This window comes from Tenacibaculum discolor, from assembly GCF_003664185.1.
In the GTDB taxonomy this organism is placed as follows: Bacteria; Bacteroidota; Bacteroidia; order Flavobacteriales; family Flavobacteriaceae; genus Polaribacter; species Polaribacter discolor.
The window spans coordinates 353,079-372,711 of record NZ_RCCS01000005.1; the positions used below are offsets into that span (position 1 = coordinate 353,079).

General features: G+C 32.5%; 20 protein-coding genes. All 20 read left to right on the top strand.

The annotated features are described in order from the left end of the window. Window positions 1–177: 177 nt before the first annotated feature. The 20 genes from C8N27_RS05105 (at window position 178) to atpA (ending at window position 19,625) form a co-directional block, all read left to right on the top strand. Window positions 178–1,614 carry a PSP1 domain-containing protein gene (locus tag C8N27_RS05105; protein WP_121146528.1) on the top strand — a complete coding sequence of 479 codons (1,437 nt, stop codon included), beginning with the start codon at window positions 178–180 and terminating at the stop codon, window positions 1,612–1,614. Further along, window positions 1,604–2,089, top strand: a complete 486-nt coding sequence (locus tag C8N27_RS05110) for a gliding motility lipoprotein GldH (RefSeq protein WP_121146529.1) — start codon at window positions 1,604–1,606, stop codon at window positions 2,087–2,089. Before C8N27_RS05105 ends, C8N27_RS05110 begins: the two co-directional genes overlap by 11 nt. Further along, on the top strand, window positions 2,089–4,368 hold the full coding sequence (locus tag C8N27_RS05115) for a penicillin-binding protein 1A (protein ID WP_121146530.1): 2,280 nt from the start codon (window positions 2,089–2,091) through the stop codon (window positions 4,366–4,368). Before C8N27_RS05110 ends, C8N27_RS05115 begins: the two co-directional genes overlap by 1 nt. Before the next feature lie 55 nt (window positions 4,369–4,423). Then, window positions 4,424–5,125, top strand: coding sequence for a CoA transferase subunit A (locus C8N27_RS05120; RefSeq protein ID WP_099215012.1), 702 nt, complete (start codon window positions 4,424–4,426; stop codon window positions 5,123–5,125). Between the two features lie 2 nt (window positions 5,126–5,127). Continuing rightward, window positions 5,128–5,781 carry a 3-oxoacid CoA-transferase subunit B gene (locus tag C8N27_RS05125; protein ID WP_121146531.1) on the top strand — a complete coding sequence of 218 codons (654 nt, stop codon included), beginning with the start codon at window positions 5,128–5,130 and terminating at the stop codon, window positions 5,779–5,781. A gap of 66 nt (window positions 5,782–5,847) precedes the next feature. Continuing rightward, entirely contained in the window at window positions 5,848–6,609 is a 762-nt protein-coding gene (locus C8N27_RS05130) for an exodeoxyribonuclease III (protein WP_099215014.1), read from the top strand. 7 nt (window positions 6,610–6,616) lie between these two features. Further along, a complete protein-coding gene (locus tag C8N27_RS05135) occupies window positions 6,617–8,125 on the top strand; it encodes a lytic transglycosylase domain-containing protein (RefSeq protein WP_121146532.1) in 1,509 nt (502 codons plus the stop codon). 26 nt (window positions 8,126–8,151) lie between these two features. After that, window positions 8,152–9,144 carry a DUF4837 family protein gene (locus C8N27_RS05140; RefSeq protein WP_121146533.1) on the top strand — a complete coding sequence of 331 codons (993 nt, stop codon included), beginning with the start codon at window positions 8,152–8,154 and terminating at the stop codon, window positions 9,142–9,144. A 97-nt stretch (window positions 9,145–9,241) separates the two neighbouring features. Further along, the gene (locus tag C8N27_RS05145; protein WP_121146534.1) at window positions 9,242–9,742 is read left to right on the top strand and encodes a DUF1761 domain-containing protein; all 501 of its coding nucleotides are present in this window, start codon (window positions 9,242–9,244) and stop codon (window positions 9,740–9,742) included. Between the two features lie 117 nt (window positions 9,743–9,859). Next, window positions 9,860–11,332, top strand: a complete 1,473-nt coding sequence (locus C8N27_RS05150) for a DUF5687 family protein (RefSeq protein WP_121146535.1) — start codon at window positions 9,860–9,862, stop codon at window positions 11,330–11,332. Window positions 11,333–11,353: 21 nt separating this feature from the next. Continuing rightward, window positions 11,354–12,049, top strand: coding sequence for an ABC transporter ATP-binding protein (locus C8N27_RS05155; protein ID WP_121146536.1), 696 nt, complete (start codon window positions 11,354–11,356; stop codon window positions 12,047–12,049). Between the two features lie 94 nt (window positions 12,050–12,143). Further along, window positions 12,144–14,375: a type IX secretion system periplasmic lipoprotein PorW/SprE gene (gene porW / locus C8N27_RS05160; protein ID WP_121146537.1), complete on the top strand. Its 2,232-nt coding sequence runs from the start codon at window positions 12,144–12,146 to the stop codon at window positions 14,373–14,375. Between the two features lie 21 nt (window positions 14,376–14,396). Beyond that, entirely contained in the window at window positions 14,397–14,804 is a 408-nt protein-coding gene (locus C8N27_RS05165; RefSeq protein ID WP_099215020.1) for a bactofilin family protein, read from the top strand. Next, complete coding sequence (locus C8N27_RS05170; RefSeq protein WP_099215021.1) at window positions 14,773–15,003, top strand: AtpZ/AtpI family protein; 231 nt, start codon at window positions 14,773–14,775, stop codon at window positions 15,001–15,003. The genes C8N27_RS05165 and C8N27_RS05170 overlap by 32 nt, the downstream gene beginning before the upstream one ends. Beyond that, a complete protein-coding gene (locus C8N27_RS05175) occupies window positions 14,996–15,376 on the top strand; it encodes a DUF6168 family protein (protein ID WP_099215022.1) in 381 nt (126 codons plus the stop codon). The genes C8N27_RS05170 and C8N27_RS05175 overlap by 8 nt, the downstream gene beginning before the upstream one ends. 124 nt (window positions 15,377–15,500) lie before the next feature. Further along, window positions 15,501–16,619 (top strand): F0F1 ATP synthase subunit A, encoded by a 1,119-nt coding sequence (gene atpB / locus C8N27_RS05180; protein WP_121146538.1) that lies wholly within the window; start codon window positions 15,501–15,503, stop codon window positions 16,617–16,619. A gap of 42 nt (window positions 16,620–16,661) precedes the next feature. Further along, window positions 16,662–16,850, top strand: coding sequence for an ATP synthase subunit C-like protein (locus tag C8N27_RS05185; RefSeq protein WP_099215024.1), 189 nt, complete (start codon window positions 16,662–16,664; stop codon window positions 16,848–16,850). 107 nt (window positions 16,851–16,957) lie between these two features. Then, complete coding sequence (locus C8N27_RS05190) at window positions 16,958–17,458, top strand: F0F1 ATP synthase subunit B (RefSeq protein ID WP_099215025.1); 501 nt, start codon at window positions 16,958–16,960, stop codon at window positions 17,456–17,458. A gap of 7 nt (window positions 17,459–17,465) precedes the next feature. After that, window positions 17,466–18,023 (top strand): ATP synthase F1 subunit delta, encoded by a 558-nt coding sequence (gene atpH / locus C8N27_RS05195; protein WP_121146539.1) that lies wholly within the window; start codon window positions 17,466–17,468, stop codon window positions 18,021–18,023. 21 nt (window positions 18,024–18,044) lie between these two features. Continuing rightward, the gene (atpA, locus tag C8N27_RS05200) at window positions 18,045–19,625 is read left to right on the top strand and encodes a F0F1 ATP synthase subunit alpha (protein WP_099215027.1); all 1,581 of its coding nucleotides are present in this window, start codon (window positions 18,045–18,047) and stop codon (window positions 19,623–19,625) included. The last annotated feature ends 8 nt before the right edge of the window (window positions 19,626–19,633 follow it).

Sequence of the window (19,633 nt, forward strand, 5' to 3'; positions counted from 1 at the left end):
GCATTTTTTTTAACAAAAAAATCAATTTTCACTTTTCATTAGAATATGTATCTTTACAGATTAAGGATAGTTGTTATAAAGTAAATTTTATGCAGCTGAAAATCAAATAATAAAAATGTTTTTTGATACTGTAAATACCACAGGTTTAAAAAATATTTCAAAAAAATATACTATCGTATGAGTTGTAGCAGTTGCTCAACTAACAAAAGCGGTGTGCCAAATGGCTGTAAGAGTAACGGAAATTGTGCAACAGGCACATGTGGAAGTGGAAATAAACTCGCTGTTTTTGATTGGTTATCAAACATGACTTTACCTTCAGGTGAAGCTCCTTTTAATATTTTTGAAGTCCGTTTTAAAAATGGACGTAAACACTTTTATAAAAACCCTGAAAACTTAACTCTTTCCATGGGAGATGTGGTTGCAGTTGAAGGATCTTCAGGACACGATGTTGGTATTGTTTCTTTAGCAGGAGAGCTTGTAAGGGTTCAAATGAAAAAAAGAAAAATTACTGCAGATAGTGATGAAGTAAAGAAAATTTACAGAAAAGCCTCTCAAAAAGACATTGATGTTTGGCAAGAAGCCAGAGGAAGAGAGCTAGAAACACAACGAAAAGGAAGAGAAATTATTAGCCGTTTAGGGTTAAAAATGAAGCTTTCTGATGTTGAATATCAAGGGGACGGAACCAAAGCTACTTTTTACTATACAGCAGATGAACGTGTAGACTTTCGTCAGTTAATTCGAGATTTAGCGAGTGCTTTCTCTATTCGTGTAGAAATGCGTCAAGTAGGAATGCGCCAAGAAGCTGCTCGTTTAGGAGGAATAGGTTCTTGTGGTAGAGAACTATGTTGCTCTACTTGGCTTACCGATTTTAGAAAGGTAAATACAGCAGCAGCTCGTTATCAACAGCTATCACTAAACCCACTAAAATTAGCAGGGCAATGTGGTAAGCTTAAGTGTTGTTTAAACTACGAATTAGATACATATTTAGACGCACTACAAAGCTTTCCTAAACAAGATAAAGTACTAAAAACAGAAAAAGGAGATGCTGTTTTCGTTAAAATGGACATCTTCAAAAAGTTACTTTGGTATACCTACAAAGAAGAAAGCTTTAAATGGTATAAACTATCGTTAGATCAAGTTCAAGAAATTATAGAATTAAATAAAAATAATGAACTTGCTTTACCGTTAGAAGAATATGAATTAGAGATAACCGAAGAAGTTTCAGTTGACTTTGAGAATGTTGTTGGTCAAGATAGTTTAACACGTTTCGATACGCCTAAGAAAGGACGTAAAAATACCAGACGCAGAAAAAGAAAACCAACAGGTAAAAAGGAAGAAAATAAACAACCTCCTATAAACAAAAGACAAAAGAAAAAGCCACAAGTAAAACCAACCAAAACTGAAGGAGGGCAAAAAACTGAAAAGAAGAGAGTTGATAATAGGAAGCCAAGACCTAAAAACAACCCAAAAACTAAAAAGCCTAAACCAGAAAGTAAAACAACTGATAAACCACAAGGGCAACAAAAGAAACCTAGACCCCCTAGAAAAAAAAATAACAATCAACGTAAAAAAAACAATAGCGATAATAAAAATAACACCAATAATGAAAAGTAAAATTGGCATCTTTTTTTTAGTAGCTATGCTATTAGCTTCATGCGACTCAAATAGTGAGTTTGATAACTATATTACACTTCCAAAAAGTGCATGGAATAAAAAGAACACAATACAATTTACATTTCCAATTAACGATTCAATTGGTAAGAAAAACCTTTTTATAAACCTTAGAAATAATAAGGATTATGCATACAGTAATCTTTTTTTAATTACACAAATGGATTTTCCTGACGGACAAATAATCATAGATACTCTGGAATATGATATGGCAGATGTTACAGGAAAGTTTTTAGGAGAAGGTTTTACAGATATTAAAGAAAATAAACTTTTTTATAAAGAAAACATAACGTTTCCCCGCAAAGGAGAGTATACTTTTAAGGTTCGACAAGCCATGCGAAAAAATGGAGAAGTTGAAGGAATTGAAGAACTAGAAGGAATAACTCATGTAGGGTTTAGAATTGAAAAAATAAAGTAATGACAGAGAAAAAAGCAACAAATTTTAGTAAGTACATTAAATGGTTTTGGGGAATCATTTTAGGAGGTTTTTTATTTATTAGTCTACTATTTTTACTAGCTTCTTGGGGAGTGTTTGGGGCATTGCCAACTTTTGAGGAGTTAGAAAATCCGGAAAATAATTTAGCTACAGAAATTATTTCATCAGACGGTAAAACTTTAGGAAAATACGCTGTTGAAAATAGAACGCCAATAAAATATAAAGATATTCCAGAAAGTATGGTAAAAGCGTTAGTTGCAACAGAAGACGAACGCTTTTATGAACATTCAGGAATTGACTTTAGAGGAACAGCAAGAGCTGTTTTAAAACCAGGAAGTGGAGGGGCAAGTACGATAACCCAACAGCTAGCAAAAATGTTGTTCACAGGAAAAGCTTCTCGAAACATTTTTAAAAGAGTACTTCAAAAGGTAAAAGAATGGGTGGTAGCTGTAAAGCTAGAGCGCCAATATACCAAAGAAGAAATCATAACAATGTATTTAAATAAATACGATTTCTTAAATCAAGCAGTAGGAGTACGTTCGGCAGCTAGAATTTATTTTGGAAAAGAACCTAAAGAGCTAGATGTAGAAGAGTCTGCAATGCTAGTAGGAATGCTTAAAAATTCCTCTCTTTTTAACCCATTAAGAAGAAAAGAGATGGTGAAGCAAAGAAGAAATGTTGTATTAAAGCAAATGAATAGAAGTGAGTTTATTACTCAACAACAAAAAGACTCATTGCAAAAATTAGGATTAGGACTTAATATAAACAGAGAAGGGCATAGTGATGGTTTAGCTACATACTTTAGAGAACATTTAAGAAGTATCTTAAAAGAATGGGTAAAAGAACACCCTAAGCCAAATGGAGAAGAGTATAATATTTACAGAGACGGATTAAAAATTTATACAACTATAGATTCTCGTATGCAAAAATATGCTGAAGAAGCAGTATATGAGCATATGGCAAACCTTCAAACATATTTTGATAAGGAACAAAAAAGAAATAAAAATGCTCCTTTCTATGATATAAATAAAAAGGAAATAGAGAAAATTATAAGGAGAGCAAAACAAAATTCAGACCGTTATAAACGAATGAAAGCAGCTGGCAAGTCTGAAAAAGAAATAGATAAGGTTTTTAATACAGCTACCGACATGCGTATTTTCACGTGGAAAGGTGAACGTGATACGGTAATGACACCTTATGACTCAATACGTCATTATAAATATTTCTTACGTTCAGGTTTGGTATCTATTGAGCCTCAAACAGGTCATATTAAAGCTTGGGTAGGAGGAATAAATCATAGGTATTTTAAATATGATGCGGTAGAACAACAAAAGCGTCAAGTAGGTTCTACATTTAAACCTTTCGTATACGCTACGGCAATTAACCAGTTAAAAATGTCACCTTGTGATAAATTGCCAAATACTCCTTATACTATTCCTAAGGAAAAATACGGAATGCCAGAAGATTGGACACCTAAAAATGCAGGAGGAAAATATGGAGGTGAATTAACATTAAAAGAAGCTTTAGCAAAATCAATAAATGTAATTACAGCACAATTAATTGATAAAGTCTCACCTATAAATGTAGTTAGGCTTGCAGAATCTTCAGGAATAACATCTAAATTAGAGGCAAATCCGTCTATCGCATTAGGAGCAATCGACTTATCTTTATTAGAAATGGTAAGTGCATATTCAACCTTTGCCAATAAAGGGTTACGTGTAAGCCCGCTAATGATTACCCGAATAGAAGACAAAAACGGAACTGTTTTAGAAGAGTTTGTACCAGAAACTAAAGAGGTATTAAGTGAAGAATCTGCTTACGTAATTTTAGATTTAATGCAAGGAGTAACAAAGTTAGGCTCAGGAGCACGTTTAAGATCAACTTGGACTTCAGCAGGTGATGCAGCAACAGGGTTTCCATATAAGTTTACTAACCCAATAGCAGGTAAAACAGGTACAACACAAAACCAATCAGATGGTTGGTTTATGGGAATTGTACCTAACCTAGTAACAGGAGTTTGGACAGGTGGAGAAGACAGAGCTACACACTTTGCAGGTTTAAAATATGGTCAAGGAGCAACTATGTCGTTACCAACATGGGCCATATTTATGAGAAAGTGTTATGAAGATAAAACACTAGAAGTTAGTAAAGAGAGTTTTGAAAAACCAAAAGATATAAGTATAAACTTAGACTGTTCAAAAGTTGAGGAACCAAAAGAAGGGGAAGAAGAAGAAACAGTACCAGACGATACAGATTTTTAGTATATTATAAGGTGTTTAATCACTTAGTAAGCAAAGCTTAAAAACAACAACTATAATGATAAATAAAAAAGTAAATAACGTACAAGAAGCATTAGAAGGGGTACAAGATGGAATGACCTTTATGTTAGGTGGTTTCGGTTTATGTGGAATACCTGAAAATGCTATTGCTGAGTTAGTAAAAATAGGAGTAAAAGAAGTTACTTGTATTTCTAACAACGCAGGAGTTGATGATTTTGGCTTAGGGTTGTTATTACAAAATCGTCAAATAAAGAAAATGATTTCTTCTTACGTAGGAGAAAATGATGAATTTGAACGTCAAATGTTATCTGGTGAACTAGAGGTAGAGTTAACACCACAAGGAACTTTAGCAGAAAAATGTAGAGCAGCACAAGCAGGTTTTCCAGCATTTTATACCCCAGCGGGTTATGGAACAGAGGTAGCAGAAGGAAAAGAAACTCGCGAGTTTGACGGAAAAATGTATGTGTTAGAACCAGCATTTAAAGCAGACTTTGCGTTTGTGAAAGCATGGAAAGGAGATGCCGCTGGAAACTTAATTTTTAAAGGAACTTCAAGAAACTTTAACCCAAATATGTGTGGAGCAGCTACAATAACAGTTGCAGAAGTTGAGGAGTTAGTCCCAGTAGGAGAACTAGATCCAAATCAAATTCATATTCCAGGAATTTTTGTACAACGCATTTTCCAAGGAGAAAAGTATGAGAAGAGAATTGAACAACGAACTGTAAGACAAAGAAGCTAGTTATGTTAGATAAAAACGGAATAGCGAAGAGAATCGCAAAAGAAGTAAAAAACGGATATTATGTAAATCTTGGTATCGGAATACCAACATTAGTAGCCAACTTTGTTCGTGATGATATTGAAGTAGAATTTCAATCAGAAAATGGAGTGTTAGGTATGGGACCTTTTCCTTTTGAAGGAGAAGAAGATGCTGATGTTATTAATGCGGGAAAACAAACTATAACTACGTTACCAGGAGCAAGTTTTTTTGATTCTGCCACTAGTTTTTCAATGATTCGTGGTAAACATGTTCACCTAACTATTTTAGGAGCTATGGAAGTAGCTGAGAATGGAGACATAGCTAACTGGAAAATACCAGGAAAAATGGTAAAAGGTATGGGGGGAGCAATGGATTTAGTAGCCTCAGCCGACAATATTATTGTAGCAATGATGCATACCAATAAAAGAGGAGAATCGAAACTGCTTAAAAAATGTTCATTACCATTAACAGGTGTAGGTTGTGTAACAAAAATTGTAACAAACCTAGCGGTATTAGAAATTAAAGACAATAAATTTTATTTATTAGAAAGAGCTCCAGGAGTATCTGTAGAAGAAATTCAAGCAGCTACAGAAGGAACTTTAGTAGTCGAAGGTGACATTCCAGAAATGGATATTTAACAAAATTATAGGATAAAAAAAAGACGTAAAGCACTATGCTTTACGTTTTTGTATTTTTAAAAGTAGATGAAAATAATCTCATACAACGTAAACGGAATTAGAGCAGCATTAAAAAAAGGATTTATCGATTGGTTACAAGCAGCAAATCCTGATGTAATATGTATTCAAGAAACCAAAGCACACAAAGAACAATTAGATGTAACAGAGTTTGAAAACGCAGGCTATCCACATCATTTTTGGTTTTCAGCAGAAAAAAAAGGGTATTCATCAGTTGCAATTTTCTGTAAAGAAGAACCAAAACATGTAGAGTACGGAACAGGAATTGAATCAATGGACTTTGAAGGAAGAAATCTTCGTGTAGATTTCGATGAGGTATCTGTAATGAGTATGTATTTGCCTTCTGGAACTAATAGTGCTCGACTAGACTATAAATTCAACTACATGGATGAAATCTTAGCGTATGCTACTGAGTTAAGAAAAGAAATTCCTAACTTAGTTATTTGTGGAGATTATAACATTTGTCATGAAGAAATAGATATCCACAACCCAAAAATGAAAGGAGTATCTGGTTTTTTACCAGAAGAACGAGAGTGGTTAGGAAAATTTATTAATAGTGGATTTATTGATAGTTTCCGTCACTTACATCCAGAAAAACAAGAATACTCTTGGTGGAGCTACCGAGCAAATGCAAGAGCAAATAACAAAGGTTGGCGTATTGATTACAACATGGTAACCGAACCATTAAAAGACAAAATTTCAAGAGCATATATTTTACCAGAAGCAAAACATTCAGATCATTGCCCAATTGCTGTTGAATTAGATTTATAAAACCAAAATGAAGAAATTACTAACACTACTCTTTTTTACAACTTCAATTTTTGCGCAACAACCTGTTGATAGCTTATTCGTAGCTAAAGACAGTGTTAATGTTGTAGTAAACGATTCTATAAACCCAACACAAAACCAAGAGCTATTTTCTACAGAAGATTTAAAGATGATTGATAGCTTATTAATTGAAGAAAAGTTTAACTCATCGTTGTTTGACAGTATTCAATATGTAATTAATGATAAAGACATTTTAGGTAATACAACCACAATTCTTACGACCGACTTATTAAAGAAAAGGCTACAAGATTTAAATGTAAAAACACCATTTCATTTAGAATATAATCCTGCGTTAGAAAAAGTAATCAACAGTTATTTAAAATACCGTAAAAAATACTATCCAGCCTTAATGGCTCGTGCTCAATATTATTTTCCAATGTTTGAGCAATACCTAGATCAATATGATATTCCGTTAGAAATGAAATATTTGGCTATTGTTGAGTCAGCGTTAAGACCAGACGCACGATCTTGGGTAGGAGCTACTGGCTTATGGCAGTTTATGTATGGAACAGGAGTTCAGTTTGATTTGAAAGTGAATTCATATGTAGATGAACGTCAAGATCCTGTAAAATCAACAAAAGCAGCCTGTCAATACTTAAGTCAACTATATAAAATTTTTGGTGATTGGGATTTAGCCTTAGCTGCATACAACTCAGGACCAGGAAATGTATCAAAAGCGATAAAGCGTTCGGGAGGATATAAGAACTATTGGAATATTCGTCCATTTTTACCTCGTGAAACAGCAGGTTATGTACCAGCATTTTATGCTACAATGTATATTTTTGAATACGCAGAAAAACATCACATTTACCCAGAAGCACCAAAAATTTTCAACTTTGAAACAGATACGATTCGTGTAAAAAGAACCATTAGTTTTGATCAGATTTCAGAAAAAACGGGAATCGATTCTGATTTATTAGCGTTCTTGAATCCATCGTATAAACTAGATATAATTCCGTATGTAAAAGAAAAAAAATATGCAGTTAGATTACCTCGAAGAAACTTAATGGACTTCTTAGAAAAGGAAAAAGAAATTTATGCCTTAGCAAACGAAGATGATGCTAAAAGAGAGAAACCATTACCAAAGTACTTTGAAATGGATAAACGCATTCGTTACAGGGTTCGAAGTGGAGATTATTTAGGTAAAATAGCTAATAAATTCGGGGTGCGAGTAAGTGATATTAAACGTTGGAATGGTTTACGAACACATCACTTAAAAATAGGTCAAAGATTAAGTGTTTATCCTAAAAGAATGGCTGTTCCAAAAAAGGTTTCAAAGAAAAAATATAAAACACCAACAGGCAAACATGAGGTGTATGTTGTTAAAGAAGGAGATTCATTATGGACCATTTCAAAAAAGTATCCATCAGTTTCTGTTGAAGAAATTAAAAAATGGAACAATATTTGGAGTGTTAAAAGTTTGAAACCAGGAATGAAACTTAAAATTTTTAAAAGTTAAAAAACAACTACTAAACACCATAAACTATGAATAAACTAATAGCATTATTTGCCCTAATTTTTATAACAGTTTCGTGTAAAAATAATGGAGGGAAAAGCGACTATGTTTTACCAACATCAAACGGAAATACCAATAAAATATTGGTAGTGATTAAAGGAAATGATTGGGAAGGTAAAATTGGTGACGAAATCCGTTCTGTTTTTGGAGAACACCAAGTAGGTTTACCACAACCAGAAACACTACTTTCAGTAGGTCAAATAGACCCTGTCGGGTTTAATGGATTTATGAGGCATGCAAAAGCCGTTTTAATTCTTAGAGAAGGAGAGAAAGAAAAAATTGAAGTAGAAAAAAATAAATATGCTGAACCTCAAATATTAGTTTACGCGACAGCCAAAAGCAAAGGAGATTTGGTAGATTTAATTCGTAACAGAGGAAAAGAAATAATTAAGTTATTTAAAGATGAAGATGTGAAGTTTACTCAAAGAATCTTTAAAAAAGAAAAACTAGATGAAACTCAATTCAAAACAATTAAAAATTTAGGAATTACATTAACCATTCCTGAAAGATTTAAACTAGTTGAAGATACAGGAGACTTTTTATGGTTACGCCAACATTTAAAAAGCGGAATTGCTAGAGGAGATGGAACTAACAATATTTTAATATATAGTTATCCATTAGAAGATGAAAGCAAAGTGGCCGATAATATTACAAGAATGAGAGATACAATCGGTAAAAAATATATTCCTGGAAGTAAAGAAGGGATGCACATGATTACTGAACAAGCGTATACACCATTTACTTTTGATGCAGAGATTGATGGAAAAAAGGCCTTTGAAACAAGAGGTAAATGGGAAGTGAAAAATGATTTCATGGCAGGACCATTTATTAACTATACAGTAATTGATAAAGAAAATAAGCGTGTTATTGTATTTGAAGGATTTACTTACGCTCCATCAGTAAATAAAAGAGATTTTATCTTTGAGCTAGAAGCGATAGCAAAATCGTTAAAAATTAAGTAAGAAGAGCATTACTTCATAAGAAACAAGTAAAAGCATTAAACGTAAGTTTGGTGCTTTTTTTGTTATATTTGATTGACAACCAAAACTTTATAATCTTATGAAATTTAATTTTTTAATTACAGCAATTGCTGCATTAGTACCTATGGTAATGGGTTTTATTTGGTACGGACCTATATTATTTAAGAATGCATGGATGAAAGAGGTCGGTTTTACCAATGAATCTATGAAAGGTTCAAATATGGGGCTCATTTTTGGTTTAGCTTATGTGTTTAGTTTTTTGTTAGCTTTTATCTTACAAACATTAGTAATCCATCAATGGGGGGTACAATCAACCCTAATGGGAGAGCCAGGTTTCGTTGAACAAACAGGGGGAGCATATGCCTACTTTCAGGAGTTTATAGCCAACTTTGGAGACCGATTTAGAACATTTAAACATGGGGCGTTACATGGAACTATGATAGGTTTACTAATTGGTTTACCTATTTTAGCTACACAAGCATTATTTGAAAGAAAAAGTGTTAAGTATGTAGCTATTAATGCTGGTTATTGGATTATTACATTAGCCTTAATGGGAGGAGTAATTTGTCAATGGGCATAACTGATTTATTTAAAAAAGATAAATTTAAAAGCATCAATTTTTAAAATTGATGCTTTTTTATGTAACAAAAAACTGTTAGAAAAGACAAATAAGATAGTCAACCAAATACATAACCAAATGATTGCACATTTTTTTAAGTTAGAGTGGAAGCAGTTTTTTCGCTCTTCTTATTTCGGAAAAAGTATTGCACTAAAAATTGTTATGGGCTTTTTTGCCCTGTATATGCTAGTTTCATTTTTAATGATAGGAATAGGAGGATATTTTTTTATTAAGAAAGAATATCCAAATACAGATCCACTATTTTTTGTTAATGGATTTCTTATTTTTTTACTACTAGGAGATTTAGTTTTTCGTTATTTAATGCAAAAACTACCAGTACTAAACATCAAACCATTTTTAAATTTACCTGTTAAAAAAGAAAAGTTAGTTCATTTTGTATTAGGTAAATCAGCTTTATCATTTTTCAATATAATGCCGCTGTTTTTTTACGTGCCTTTTTCAATAGTACTAATAGGTGAAGGTTATGATATTATGGGGGTTTTAGGATGGTTGTTTTTAATGCTAATGTTAGTGTTAAGTGCTAACTATGTAAATTTTCTAATCAACAAAAATAATTATGCGTTAGGTGTTATGATAGCTGTGCTTGGAGTGTTGTTTTTTGCAAATAAATACCAGCTATTTAACGTAAACGACATATTTGCACCTGTTTTTCAATCAGTATATAATTTTCCTGCTTTGGCATTAATAGGAGTGGTTCTATTGATAGGTTTATATTATGTAAACTTTAAACTATTAAGAGAAAAAGTATATTTAGATGATGCTATAAAAAGTAAAGAAGAAGTAGCTAAAGAGTCAAATTTATCTTTTGTTGATAGACTAGGAGATGTAGCACCATTTATAAAAAATGATATCCGTCAAATATGGAGAAATAAACGAACTAAAACAGTGTTTTTTATGTCGTTTTTATTTCTTTTCTATGGAACGATTTTCTTTGGGGAAGAAACTTATCGAGAAAAAATGCCAGCTTTCTTAGTATTTGCAGCAATTTTTGTAACAGGAGGTTTTACACTAAACTATGGTCAGTTCATCCCAGCATGGGATAGTGAGTATTATAAAATGCTTATGAGTCAAAACATTCGTTATAGAAAGTTTTTAGAAAGTAAGTGGTATTTAATGGTTGTAGTATCAGGAGTGTTATACCTTTTAAGTATTCCTTATGTTTATTTCTACGGATTAGATATTTTTTTAATGATAACCGCTGGGGCAATATTTAATATCGGGTTTAATTCACTCTTTTTGTTATTTGCAGGTTCTTTTAACCGAAAACGTATAGACCTAAATAAAAGTGGGTTTTCAAATTATCAAGGAACTAGCGCAACACAATTTTTAATAATAATTCCAATAATGGGAATTCCTATGTTCCTATTTTGGATTTTCAACAAGTTTGTTGGTTTTAATGCTGGAGTTTTAGCAATTGCTATTGCAGGAGTACTAGCATTAGCGTTCAAAAATTACTTTATGAACTTTATAGAAAAAAGATACATTAAAAGTAAGTACGCAGTAATACATGCATTCAGCCAAAAATCATAACTAACCAAAAAACTAAACAAAATGATATCTATAAATAACATTTCAAAAACATACGGAACTACACAAGTCTTAAATTTAGAAGAATTAAAAATTCCTAGCGGACAATCTTTTGGGCTAGTAGGAAATAATGGAGCAGGAAAAACGACGCTATTTAACCTGTTGTTAGATTTAATTAGACCAACTACAGGAGAAATTATAAATAATGAAGTAATTGTAAATAAAAGTGAAAATTGGAAGACGTTTACAGGGTCGTTTATAGATGAAACTTTTTTAATTGGGTATTTAACACCTGAAGAATATTTTGATTTTGTTGGGGACTTACGTGGAATGAATAAAGCTGATGTAAAAGGGTTTTTAGCTCAATTTGATGAGTTTTTTAATGATGAAATTTTAGGAAAGAAAAAGTATTTACGAAGCTTAAGTAAAGGAAATCAGAAAAAGGTAGGTATTGTTGCTGCAATGATGGGGAATCCACAAGTGATAATTTTAGACGAACCTTTTGCTAATTTAGATCCTACAACACAAATTCGATTAAAAAAAATAATTAAAAAACTAACAGAAAATAATGATGTAACCGTACTAGTTTCTAGTCACGATTTAAGTCATGTAACTGAGGTTTGCGAACGTATTGTAGTTTTAGATAAAGGAAATGTTGTGAAGGACATAAATACGTCGCAAGAAACCCTACAAGAATTAGAAAGCTATTTTTCTGCATAAAACAAGGTGAAAATCATCTTATAATTATTATTTTTACCTCTTTACGTACAAAAAACACAATTATTACGTTGTTGTACTGTAAAAGTAATAGTATATGAAAAAAGGGGTAAAGATAATAGTATTCAGTGTTTTAGCAGCTATCGTGTATTCGTGTAGTGTTAAAAAGGATGCTTTTTTAAATAGAAATTACCATGCTGTTACCACCAAATACAATGTGCTTTTTAACGGTGAGCAAGCGTATTTAAAAGGACTTGAAGAAATTCAAGAAAAGCACGAAGACAATTTCTGGAAACGCTTGCAAATAGAGCCTATAACTTTTGATGAAAGTAAATTAACTACAAAAGTACTAAATCCAGGTACAGGTTTTAGAGCAGACGAAGAAGAAGAAAATAAGAATTTAACACACTTTGAAAAAGCAGAGGAAAAAGCAATAAAAGCAGTTCAAACTCATTCAATGAACATCAATGGTTATGAAAGAAATAGCCAGATAGATGATGCTTATTTATTACTAGGGAAATCAAGATACTATACTCAACGCTTTATTCCGGCATTAGAAGCCTTTAACTATGTAATAGTTAACTACCCAAAGGCTGATTTAAACTACGAAACAAAAATTTGGAGAGCGAAAGCAAACATTCGTTTAGGGAATGAAAAAAGAGCCATAGAAACATTAATGCTATTGTTAGATGTTTTAGATGAGAAAGAAAAAATAAACAAATCTGTAAAAGAGCAAGCTTACACAGCTATGGCTATGGCTTATGAACAAACAGATACCATCCAAAAAATGGTAGATTATCTAAAGTTAGCTACTAGAACACGTTATAACAGAGAACAATCAGCTCGAAACATGTTTGTTTTAGGACAAGTTTACAGTGAATTAGATAGAAAAGATTCAGCAAGAATGGTGTTTCGAAAATTATCAGAATTTAAAAGAGCACCAGACAAGTTCCGTATTCGAGCAAACATAGAACTTGCTAAAAATACACCAAATGATTCAACATCAATATTAATGTTGGCGAGGTTAAGAAAACTGATTAAAAATTCAGATAACCGAAAGTTTTTAAATGAATTGTACTACCAAGCAGGGGTAATTCAAGAAGGAAGAAATAACCCTGAAGCAGCAGCAGAATATTATAAAAAGTCCTTACAAGCAAAGCATAATAACAATTATCAAAAAACATATGCGTATGAACGCTTGGCAAACATGGCTTTTGAAAAAGAGAATTACTTGTTAGCAGGCTCGTATTACGATAGTGTAATGCAAGTGGTTTCTAAAGAGTTTGATCAAGAAAAAAGAATCCGTAGAATTCGAAGAAAAAATAAAGGGCTTACAACTCTAAGAAAGTACGAGGAAACTGTTAAAAATAACGACAGTATTCTTAGTTTGGTGGCAATGACACCAGATGAAAGAACTTCTTTTTTTGAAGAATATATTGAAAAAATAAAAAAAGAAGACGAAGAAAAAAGACAACAAATACTCAATGCTCAAAACTTCGGAATTGGTTTAGGTGGTGGAGCATCCATAAATAATAATGCCAATAAAGGGAAGTGGTATTTTTACAATACGCAAGCACTTGGTTTTGGAAGAGCAGAATTTCAAAAAATATGGGGAACACGTCCTTTAGAAGATAACTGGAGATTGTCAGATAAATCTATAAGCGTTGCAGATGATGTAACTGACGATACTGATGGAAACAAAGTAAATAAGAGGTATGAACTTTCAACATATCTGGATGCAATTCCTACAGATGAAAAATTTATTAGTAACTTAGTTGAAGAACGTAATGACGCATTATACCAATTAGGGTTAATTTATAAAGAGCAGTTTACAAATGCTACACTAGCTATTAAGAACCTAGAGCGTTTAAGTGAGGTTAGAACAGATAATAAGCTAGAATTACCAATAAGTTATCACTTGTACCAGATATATAAAAAGCAAGGAGATGTAGCTAAGGTAAATGAGTATAAAAATATTATTTTACAGAAGTATCCAGAAACAAGTTTTGCTCAGATAATTTTAAACCCTGATAAAAAACTTACAGAAGAAAAAAAAGAAGATGAGGTTTTAAATAAGTATAAAGAAATATACTATTTATACAAAGAAAATAAGTTTGAAGAGGTTGTTAATGAGATAGATAATTTTTTAACTACACTTAAGAATTCAAATTTAATCCCTAAATTTGCGCTCCTAAAAGCCTTGGCTATAGGTAAATATCAAGATAAAGACACCTATAAAAAAGCATTAGAGTTTGTTGCGGTTAGTTATGCAACTACTCAAGAAGGTAAGAAAGCAAAAGAAATCATAGAACAATTAAATAAAACATAAACACCCTTAAATTCCCCGAATATGTTTGGTAAAGAGAGTAAAAAAACAGGAGAAAACAAAGTTGCAGAGAGAAACATTATAGGAAAAAACACTAAAATTACTGGAGAAATAATTTCTGAAGGAGATTTTAGAATCGACGGAACCCTAGAAGGAACTATAGAAACTAATGGTAGAGTAATTATTGGTAGTACTGGTTTAATTAAAGGAAAAGTAGAGTGTACTAACGCTGATGTAGAAGGAGAGTTTTCAGGTGAATTATTTGTATCAAATACATTAACAGTAAAATCTTCAGCAAACATTACAGGAGATGTAGTTATAGGAAAGCTATCAGTGGAGCCAGGAGCAGAATTCAATGCTACTTGTGCCATGAAAGGAGCGGTAAAAGAATTAAACAAGAATGAGCAAGGACTCAAAGAAAAATCCGCTTAATAAATACATACGATTCACAGGAATCGCACTTCAAATGGGGCTAACTATTTACCTAGGAAGTTTACTAGGTGAATGGTTAGACCAAAAATACCCAAACGATAATCAACTTTACGTAAAAATTTGTACACTTGTAGCGGTTTTCGGAGCTATGCTTTCGGTAATTATACAAGTAACCAATTTAACAAAAAACGATGATTAAACGAATTATAATTTTTACTATAGTTGTAGCTGCATTAGCTGCTTTAGGATTCTTTGTTAATAATTATTTCATAGAAAAAAACACGGTTAGTTTATCTTTTTCGTTACTATCAGTATATGTATTTAACTTAATTGCTTCTTTAGTAACTTATATTGCAGTAGAAATAGTAATAAATTACCTGCCGAATGAAACAGGTTACTTGTATCTTGGTTTAATGTTAGTAAAATTCGGAGTTTTTATTTTGTTATATCAAGATTCTATTTTTTCTGAAACAGGTTTAACTAAACCTGAAAAAGTTTCAATACTACTTCCTATTCTTACTTTTTTATTAGTGGAAGCTATTGGTGTTTCAAAGTTGTTGAATAATAGATAGTTTACTGTTTTTTGAAGTCTTTAGAAGACTCAGGAAAACTAAATAAAAAAACCGTTTGTAGTTTTAATTTATTGTGTACCTTTGCACGGAAATTTAGAGACCATAATTCTATATTTAGTAAGGTATGATGATAGCAAAAAAACCTATCTATTTTTTAACGGTACTAGCAATAGTATTTAGTTCATTTACAGCATTCGCTGGAGGAGGTGATACTTCAAACGGAGGTCAGATTAATACACGAGAGCAAATTGATGGATATATTAAACATCACTTAGCAGATTCACATGATTTTACATTGTTTTCGTATACAAACGATGCAGGAGAGCGTAAACATGTTGGTTTTCCATTGCCTGTAATTGTCTGGACAAGTCAAGGGTTAAAAACCTTTATGTCTTCTGAATTTCACCACAATGATGACGGTCATATTGTTGTTGAAAAAGGTGGAGTAAAACTTACTAAAATTCACAGTAAAATATACGAGTTAAACGAAGGAGAAACAGCAGTTGCTTTTGATGAAGCTCACCATGCTACCAATGCGCACAAGGTGTTAGATTTTTCTATAACTAAGAGTGTGTTTGGTATGTTGTTCGTAGGATTGTTAATGTTGTTAGGTTTTGGTTCGTTAGCTAAAAGTTATAAAAAAGGAGCAATTCCAACAGGGGTTGGTCGTGTATTAGAACCTTTAGTGCTTTATGTAAGAGATGAAATAGCAAAGCCTAATATCGGTGAAAAAAAATACATGAAGTTTATGCCTTATTTGTTAACAGTATTCTTCTTTATTTGGATATTGAACTTGTTAGGATTAACTCCTTTTGGATTTAACGTAACAGGACAAATAGCAGTAACGGTATGTTTAGCATTTTTTACGTTGGTAATCTACTTGACAAATGGTAGCAAAGATTTCTGGGCACACACATTATGGATGCCTGGTGTACCAGTAATTTTAAGACCAATTTTAGCAGTAATCGAATTGATTGGATTTATATTAATTAAACCTTTCTCTTTATTAGTGCGTTTATTCGCAAACATTACAGCAGGTCACTTCGTAGTAATGAGCTTAATAGCATTAATGATTACATTAAAAAATCAGTTCGGTGCTGTAGGTTCAACAAGTATTTCATTGTTGTTGGCATTATTTATCACAGTAATTGAAATTTTAGTAGCGTTTTTACAAGCATTTATTTTTACAATGCTATCGTCATTATTTATTGGTATGGCGGTTGAAGAACACGAGCATCATTAATTTAGAATAAGAATTTGTTTAATTATATATAAATCAATCAGTATGTACAATTTAATTGGAGCAGGATTAATCGTTATCGGAGGAGGATTAGGATTAGGTAAAATTGGTGGTAGTGCAATGGAAGCTATCGCACGTCAACCAGAAGCAGCTAATAAAATCCAAACAGCGATGATCATTATCGGAGCATTATTAGAAGGATTAGCATTTGGTGCTTTAATCTTAGGAAAATAATTCCGAAACAAAACAGAAGTAAAACATTTTCCTGTAACGGTTGGTTACAGGAAATGTTTTCAAATTAAACAAAAAACAAACAGTAAAAAGATTAAATTTCATATACAATGGATCAGTTAATAAATGATTTTTCTCCAGGGCTATTTGCTATGCAAGCATTAATATTAGTAATATTACTAGTTTTATTGTTCAAATTCGCATGGAAACCAATTATGGCTGCTTTAACAGAACGTGAAGAAGGTATTCAAAATGCATTAGATCAAGCAGAAAATGCTCGTAAAGAAATGCAAAACTTACAAGCTGATAATGAGCGTTTATTAAAAGAAGCAAGAGCTGAGAGAGATGCGATGATGAAGGAAGCACGTGAAATTAAAGATAAAATCATTGCTGATGCAAAACAAGAAGCTGAAGAGCAAACATCTACTATGGTAGAGAATGCAAAAGCTACTATTAAGCAAGAGCAACAAGCAGCAATCGCTGAGTTAAAGAAGAAAGTTGGAGATTTATCTATCGAAATAGCTCAAAAGGTTGTAAGAAAAGAATTAGCTTCACAAGACGATCAATTAAAGCTTGTAGAAGGAATGTTAGAAGAGGTTACTTTAAACTAATCAGTAGATGAAAGAATCAAGAGCAGCACTACGTTACGCAAAGGCAGTTTTAAACTTAGCTAAAGATTCAGGAAGCGAAACTTTAGTAAACGATAACATGAAGTTAATCGTTGATACAATTGCTGGGAGCGATGATTTAGATGTTATGCTTAAAAGTCCTGTAATCAAAGCTGCAGATAAACGTAAGGTTTTAAATGCGCTTTTTGGCGATAAAGTAGATAACATAGTAAAAGGGTTATTTAACTTATTAGAGGAAAATAAGCGTATGGTAATGTTAGAGTCTATTGCTAAGCAATATGCTGTTATATACGATTACCACAAGAACATCAACGTAGCTAAAGTTACTACAGCAGTAGCTTTAACAAAAGAGTTAGAAGATAAAATACAAGCTAAAATTGTTGCCCTTACAGGAAACAATGCAAGTATTGAGAATATAGTAAATCCTGATATTTTAGGAGGATTTATCTTACGAGTTGGAGATGTGCAGTACGATGCAAGTATCTCTAGCCAATTTAATGAGTTAAGGAGAGAGTTTGACAACGGTCATTACATTCCAAAAATTTAATTATACATCAAAAGAAATAAGATGGCAGCAATTAAACCAGCTGAAGTATCAGCAATTTTAAAGGAACAATTAACAAATTTTGAGTCTAAGGCTTCATTAAACGAAGTAGGGACAGTATTACAAGTAGGTGATGGTATTGCACGTGTTTATGGATTATCTAACGTACAATACGGAGAATTAGTAGAATTCGATAACGGATTAGAAGGTATCGTATTAAACTTAGAAGAAGATAATGCAGGTGTTGTATTATTAGGAGCTTCTACTTCAGTAAGAGAAGGATCTACTGTGAAACGTACAGAAAGAATTGCTTCTTTAAAAGCTGGAGAAGGAATCGTAGGGCGTGTTGTTAACACATTAGGACAACCAATAGATGGTAAAGGACCAATTCAAGGTGAAACTTTCGAAATGCCTTTAGAGCGTAAAGCACCAGGGGTTATCTTCCGTGAGCCTGTAACTGAGCCAATGCAAACAGGTATCAAATCTATCGATGCAATGATTCCAGTTGGTCGTGGTCAACGTGAGTTAATCATTGGAGACCGTCAAACAGGTAAATCAACTGTTGCTATTGATACTATCTTAAACCAAAGAGAATTTTATGATGCAGGACAGCCAGTGTACTGTATCTATGTAGCTATCGGTCAAAAAGCTTCAACAGTAGCAGCTATTGCTAATATGTTAGAAGATAAAGGAGCGTTAGCATATACAACTATTGTTGCTGCAAATGCATCTGATCCAGCTGCAATGCAAGTATACGCACCATTTGCAGGAGCTGCAATTGGAGAATATTTCCGTGATACTGGTAGACCAGCTTTAATTGTTTATGATGATTTATCTAAACAAGCTGTTGCTTACCGTGAAATTTCATTATTATTAAGAAGACCACCAGGACGTGAGGCATATCCTGGAGATGTATTCTACTTACACTCAAGATTATTAGAGCGTGCTGCAAAAGTTATCAATGACGATAAAATTGCAAGTGAAATGAATGATTTACCAGATTCTTTAAAAGGAATTGTAAAAGGTGGAGGTTCTTTAACTGCATTACCAATTATTGAAACACAAGCAGGAGACGTTTCAGCATATATTCCAACAAACGTAATCTCAATTACTGATGGTCAGATATTCTTAGAGTCTGATTTATTCAACTCAGGGGTTCGTCCAGCGATTAACGTAGGTATCTCTGTATCACGTGTAGGAGGATCTGCTCAGATTAAATCAATGAAAAAAGTATCTGGTACTTTAAAGTTAGATCAAGCTCAGTACCGTGAATTAGAAGCATTCGCTAAGTTTGGTTCTGATTTAGATGCAGCTACTTTAAATGTAATTGAAAAAGGTAAGCGTAACGTTGAGATCTTAAAGCAAGCTCAAAACGACCCTTATACCGTAGAAGATCAGGTAGCTATTATCTATGCAGGTTCTAAGAACTTGTTAAAAGATGTACCTGTAAACAAGGTAAAAGAATTCGAAAAAGATTATTTAGAGTATTTAAATGCGAAGCACAGAGATACTTTAGATACTTTAAAAGCAGGAAAATTAACTGATGAAGTAATTGATACTTTAAGAGACGCTGCAAAAGAAGTTTCAGCTAAATTTTCAGCTTAATAAAAACA